This window comes from Mycobacterium colombiense (assembly GCF_003284975.1).
GTDB classification, from domain to species: Bacteria; Actinomycetota; Actinomycetes; order Mycobacteriales; family Mycobacteriaceae; genus Mycobacterium; species Mycobacterium europaeum_A.
This window is the reverse complement of sequence record NZ_QMEU01000215.1, coordinates 1-2413: the sequence shown is the minus strand read 5'-3', so window position 1 is coordinate 2413 and position 2413 is coordinate 1. Positions and strand designations below refer to the sequence as shown.

The window sequence follows — 2413 nt, the reverse complement described above, 5'->3', positions numbered from 1 at the left end:
ATGTCGGCACCCACACCGCGGGCGGGCAACTCGACGATGTGCGCCAGCGCGCCCGCCAGTTCGCCCACCACGACTTCGGCGGCTTCCCGCGCGGCGCGGCCGGGCCACGATCCGACACCGCTTGCGGTGGCGAAGGGATGGGCGAAAACACTCACCCGGCAACCGTATTCGACGTCGCAGTACCTCCCGGTCGGCAGGGGTCTGTGTGCGCGCGGTCCGCGCGGGTAGGTTCAACGCAAAAAGGGGTGCGTATCGGTGGCGCGGAAGGCGAAATCAGCGTGGCTGCCGCTGTTGTGCGCGGCGGTGGCGCTGGTGACGTCGTGCACCCGGGTGGTGGACGGCGCGGCCCTGGCGGGTTCCGGCGCCAACCGCAGGGTGGTGCAGGGCGTCGACGTCGACGCGATCCTGCTGGACCAGTCTCGGATGCGCGCGATCACCGGCGCCGGTGAGCATTTGACCATCATCCCCTCGATGGACGGCACCAGCCCGGTCGACATCGACGCGCTCGCCGAGACCGCGCCGCGCGAGTGCCGGTTCATCTACGCCGAAACGGCGACGTTCGGCCGCGACCTGGAGGCATTCCACAAGACGACGTTTCAGGACCCGCCGGACGGCGCGCTGATCTCCGAAGGCGCCGCGGCCTATCGCGATGCCGACGCCGCGCGGCGCGCCTTCGCCGCCCTGGTGGGCACCGTCGGCGACTGCGCGAACGGCTCGAGCGGGCAGCTCTACGTCGGCGACTGGAACGCCGATGCCACCACGCTGCACCTGCGGCCGGGCGGATGCGGCCGCGACTACCGGATCCTGTCGGTGGCCATGCTGGAGGTCACCTTCTGCGGCTTCGCGCCGTCGGTGTCCGACATCGTGATGACGAACATCTCGGCGAACATGCCGCGGTGATCAGCGTGCGGTGCCGGCGATGGTGGCGCTGCCGAGCACCTCGTCGCCGTCGGGGTCGCGGCGATAGAGCACCAGCGTCTGACCGCGCGCCACGCCGCGCATCGGCGCGCGCAGTCGCACCACCAGCTCGTCGTTGACCAGTTCGGCTATCGCGTCGGCGGCTTCACCGTGTGCGCGCACCTGAACCGCGCACTCCAGCGGGCCCGGCGGCGCGACGCCCGAGGTGAAAACCGGTGCCCGCCCGACCATTTCGTGTATCTCGAGATCGGCGGCCTCCCCCACCCGCACCGTGGCCGTCTCGGCGTCGATCGCGGTCACGTAGCGCGGGCGGCCGTCGGGTCCCGGTCCGGCGATGCCGAGTCCCTTGCGCTGGCCGATGGTGAAACCGTGCACGCCGTCGTGCTCGGCGAGCACCGTGCCGTCCGCATTGACCACCGCCCCCCGGCGCACCCCGATGCGCTCGCCCAGGAACGCGCGGGTGTTGCCCGAGGGGATGAAACAGATGTCGTGGCTGTCCGGCTTGTCGGCAACGGTCAGGCCGCGCCGGGCGGCTTCGGCCCGGATCTGCGGCTTGGGGGTGTCCCCGACCGGGAACGCCGCGTGCCGCAGCTGCTCGGCGCTCAAGACGGCCAGCACGTAGGACTGGTCCTTGTCGTGATCGACCGCGCGGCGCAGCCGGCCGTCGGCGAGCCGGGCGTAATGGCCGGTAGCCACCGTATCGAAGCCCAGCGCAACGGCCTTCGCGGACAGCGCCGAGAATTTGATCTTCTGGTTGCACACCACGCAGGGGTTGGGCGTTTCGCCGCGCGCGTATGACGCCACGAAGTCGTCGATGACGTCCGCGGCGAACCTCTCCGCGAAATCCCATACGTAGAACGGGATCCCGAGGACGTCGGCGACGCGGCGCGCATCGGAGGCGTCCTCCTTCGAGCAGCACCCCCGCGAGCCGGTGCGCAGCGTGCCGGGTGCGCTGGACAGCGCCAGGTGCACGCCGACCACGTCGTGTCCGGCGTCGACCATCCGGGCGGCGGCGACCGACGAGTCGACGCCGCCGCTCATGGCGGCGAGCACTTTCACTTAGGACGCCCCCGCTGCGGCCAGCGCGGCCCGTCGGGCGCGGTCCACCGCGCCCGGCAGCACCCGCAGCACGGCGTCGACGTCGGCGCCGGAACTGGTGTGTCCCAACGAGAGTCGCAAAGATCCGCGCGCAGTAGCCGCGTCGGCGCCCATCGCGATCAGCACGTGCGAGGGCTGCGCGACGCCGGCGGTGCACGCCGATCCGGTCGAACACTCGATTCCGTTGGCGTCCAGCAGCATCAACAGCGCATCGCCCTCGCAGCCGCGGAAGGTGAAGTGCGCGTTGCCGGGAAGCCGCAGCGGGTCGCGGGCCCCGTTGAGGGTTACGTCCTCGATGCCGCCCAGCACGCCGTCGACCAACCGGTCGCGCAACGCCCGCAGCCGGGCGCTGTTGGTCTCGAGCCCGTCGACCGAGATCCGGGCCGCCGCGGCCATT

Annotated in this window: 3 protein-coding genes and 1 pseudogene; 1 reads left to right on the top strand and 3 read right to left on the bottom strand. The window is 71.5% G+C overall.

Annotation, left to right across the window (positions count from 1 at the left end; genetic code table 11):
* A pseudogene (locus DQP58_RS26520) lies at positions 1 to 155 on the bottom strand (methionine synthase); the annotation flags it as partial.
* 100 nt (positions 156 to 255) lie between these two features.
* On the opposite strand from DQP58_RS26520, the gene DQP58_RS26515 reads away from it, so the two are divergent.
* Positions 256 to 900, top strand: a complete 645-nt coding sequence (locus tag DQP58_RS26515) for a sensor domain-containing protein (RefSeq protein ID WP_205869556.1) — start codon at positions 256 to 258, stop codon at positions 898 to 900.
* Here the strand turns inward: DQP58_RS26515 and mnmA are convergent, their stop codons facing one another.
* Together mnmA and DQP58_RS26505 are read right to left on the bottom strand one after the other, a co-directional pair.
* A complete protein-coding gene (gene mnmA / locus DQP58_RS26510) occupies positions 901 to 1977 on the bottom strand; it encodes a tRNA 2-thiouridine(34) synthase MnmA (RefSeq protein WP_165827967.1) in 1077 nt (358 codons plus the stop codon).
* A partial coding sequence (locus DQP58_RS26505; RefSeq protein ID WP_114149380.1) for an aminotransferase class V-fold PLP-dependent enzyme occupies positions 1978 to 2413 on the bottom strand: 436 nt, incomplete at its 5' end.